The organism is Thermogutta sp. (genome assembly GCF_014359955.1).
Lineage (GTDB): Bacteria > Planctomycetota > Planctomycetia > Pirellulales > Thermoguttaceae > Thermogutta.
Genome location: NZ_JACIYL010000505.1, coordinates 1 through 3267, shown reverse-complemented (window position 1 = coordinate 3267; position 3267 = coordinate 1). Strand labels below are relative to the sequence as shown.

At 59.5% G+C, this 3267-nt stretch carries 2 protein-coding genes; one reads left to right on the top strand and one right to left on the bottom strand.

Annotated elements, in window-relative coordinates:
* Window positions 1-770: hypothetical protein (locus tag H5U08_RS13635; RefSeq protein ID WP_297034112.1), on the top strand; the 770-nt coding region annotated here is incomplete at its 5' end.
* 103 nt (window positions 771-873) lie between these two features.
* Here the strand turns inward: H5U08_RS13635 and ccsA are convergent.
* Window positions 874-3267, bottom strand: a 2394-nt coding sequence (ccsA, locus tag H5U08_RS13630) for a cytochrome c biogenesis protein CcsA (RefSeq protein WP_297034108.1), incomplete at its 5' end; no start/stop codon positions are given.

Below are 3267 nucleotides of genomic sequence, written 5' to 3'. Positions count from 1 at the left end.
ATCGGTACTCGGGCGGTTTTCAGGGCCCAACCGTAACACTCGCTGTCGGTCAGATGTTTCCCCCAAACAAATCGAGCTTCTCGGGAACCATTGCAAGCGCCGGTACCGTGACAACCCCGGGCAGAACTCAATGGCATGTGAGCGTCACTGGTCAAGTCACCTGGCGCGAGACGTCCCCAGGTCTTGTCGGCATCCTGGGGGACATCCCTCACAAGACGGGCAAAATGGAAATCCTTCACCTCGACGCGATCAACGACAGGTTGATTTCCGGTGATTGCCTCATCCACCTTGGGACGGGAGTGCTGAGAATCGGCCAGACAATCACAACATGGCGGATTCTCAAACAGTGGTTCTCAATCCCGGAGATTTTTGCTGAAAATTCTTCCTGCTTCAGCGGCGTTCGCTTCGCCGAGTATGAGATCCCTGCCGCACCCGACGAGGCGTACCAAGCTCGTGATGCAGGACGCCCACGAGCGGTATTCTTTCCCAGCATCGATGAAGGGCAACAATTCGGGGAGGATGAAGGCGACAGCCCATCGGCCGGCGTCATTCCGTTCGATTCTTTTCAGCTTCGAGTGGTTTGGGACGCCGAGGGCATTCAACTTCTACCCGCCGCCAAGCGTGACAGCTCCTGGATCGTGGCTCGGTGGCAGGGTCTTCCAGTTCTGGCCCTCAATAGTGACGCGCTGGGTGCCCGAATTCCGTGGGATTGGATTTTGCAACAGGGCATGAGCGGGTCGGGAGAGCCCGGGGCATCTTGGCAGCGATAAACGGCCCCCAGAAACGACCGCCGACGGTCCGGAATTTATCGCTGGCCGGCAGGCTGTTCGGCCCCCGCGGGTTCCTTCCGCAACTGCATCACACGTGTCAGCTTTAGGAAACGGCCCCAACCTCGTGCGGCCTGCGCTGCTGTTCGCCGGCGGAGGCGTCTCTCGGCCGCGGTACCACTTCTTCATGATGGGTTTCTCGGCGGTACCTTGCCCAGGCCAAACCCACAAAGAGCAGGTTTGCGGTAAAGGCCGCCACCACATAGAGACCGCCACCGCTCCCTTCACCCGCGTAGGCGTGGAGTCCTGCCGGCATGAGGAAATTCGTGCCGTACCAGGCCCAAACCACCGAGATCATACCGAACACGGAGCCAGCGGCCATTCCGAAGGTATTCACCCAACCTGCGTAGCGACCGTGCAGCAGCGCCATGTAAACCAGAATGGAAATGAGGGCCCACACTTCTTTCGGGTCCCAGCCCCAGAATCGGCCCCAGGCGCGATCTGCCCACACTCCTCCCAGGATTGTACCGGCAGTCAGCAGAATGACCGCCACCTGCACACATTTGTAGATGTACTGAGCGAGGGTGTAGCATGGCTCGGGCGCTTCGACAAATGCGGCCGTGGTGGTCGTTCCTCCCTGTGCCCGATGCCGTTCTCCTTTCAGGCGACGTTCTCCTGGCTCAAGGTGCCGGTAACGTCCAAAGAGGTAGTAACCCAGGGCGATGTTGCCGAGTCCCCAGGCAAGCAGTCCGGCGCCATACCCCGCCGTGACCGTCAGCACGTGGGCAAACAACCAAAGCCGATCCCGCAGCACGGGCTGGAGGGCTTCGATGCCCTTGTCCCAAACCGGTGAAAAGTACGCGATGACGGCAGTGAGAAACGCCAGACCGGCCGCCGCCAACGCGAAAGGCGACCGCTGGACCGCGTGATCGATCCTTCCACGTAATTCGGGCCCTCGCAAGGCCGCGGGAATTGTGGAGACTGCCGCGACGGCGACAGCCGCAACGAACCGTGGCACCAACCACACGATACACAGAAGAATACAAATCCCGACCAACCACCCCAAAACATTCATGATCACCGATGTAAGGGATGGTGTACCCAGGGATCGCGTGATCTCGGGAACCAGGTCGAACACGGCGCGGCTCTTACCCACGTCGTACGGGACAACCGCCAGATAGTAAAAGAGCGCCCCGCCGAGGACCAGCCGTCCCGCGAGAATCGCCGCTTTAATCGCTTTAGCGGTAGCCCCGGAACCAAGTTTCTCGTCGGGCGTGATGCGGGCGAGAGGTTCGAAGGAAAGGGACACAAAACTCCACGCTCGGCGCACGGCTTCCCCCAAAATGGGTTGAACCACGAACCAGATCCCCAAAACCCCGATCACGAACGACACAAAGACAATCGATTCGAACATGTTCGTCACCGGTGCCCAGCCGGAAATGGCCACGCGCATTCCAAACCCCACAGCCGTGATTATCTGCGCCAGCACCAGCACGCCCAGTCCCACAAATAGACCGACTCGGCGCACCCGGCCAACACCGAGCAGCAGAATGCCGAAGGCACAAAGATTCGCAATCCACGCCCAACGAAACGGGTCAAAGGCGTTGTAAAAGACCTCAAAGTCTGTGTAACCGGGAGGCGGATACGCCGTTTGCGCCAGCAAATCGCGATGGGCTTCATCCACAGGGAGTTTTCGGCGTTCCGACTCGACTGAGCGTCCCAAATCTCCCAGAATTCCAGCAAACTGCGCCAGACTCTGCGAAACGTTGTCTGCTTGTGCCGGATCATGGGATCGGTACGCGGCTGCCGCTTTTTCGAACCACTGGCGGGCGTGATTCACTTTACCCATGTCGTATCCGCGAAGCACGTCAGGCGATCCATAGAGTACTGCCCACAGGCTCAACCAGGGCGACACCGGTTCCCCCGTTTGAGTCTCGGTGGAGAGGCATGCTGGAATCATGGCCGGAAGCACATTCGGTACGCTTCCCGTGTCGTAAATCATAGGCTCCAGGGCTTCCAGTTCCTGGGCCAGGTCATGCACGCGACTCGCCAGCAACCGCAACTGACTGCGCAGCGAATCCAGCCGCTGGGCGTCGGCGTCGCTGCGGACATCGACTTGAAACGCCCGATGTCGCAGAGATTCCACCTCCATGGCGATTCGCCGCACTTTTGGCTGGAGCTTCGCCACGCGACGATCAAGCTCACTCACGGAAATTGTGTCGATCGATTTACCCAGCGCGGCAAATTCTTCCGCCACTTCTTCCACAAACTGCTGAGACTCTTTGCCGTCCCGAGCAGATTCGTCGGTTGATTCTGCATTTCCAGTCTCCCCGCCAAGCCGAAGAGCCCCCATTTCTGCTAGTTGCGCGATCTGCGGCTGCACATTCTGCCAAAGATCAACAAGGCGCTCCACCCGCCGCGGAACCGGATGCACAACCTTGATCGGCGGAGGGAAACCGATGCGGGAATCCGGTCGGGGGATGAATGTCAACAGGCGATA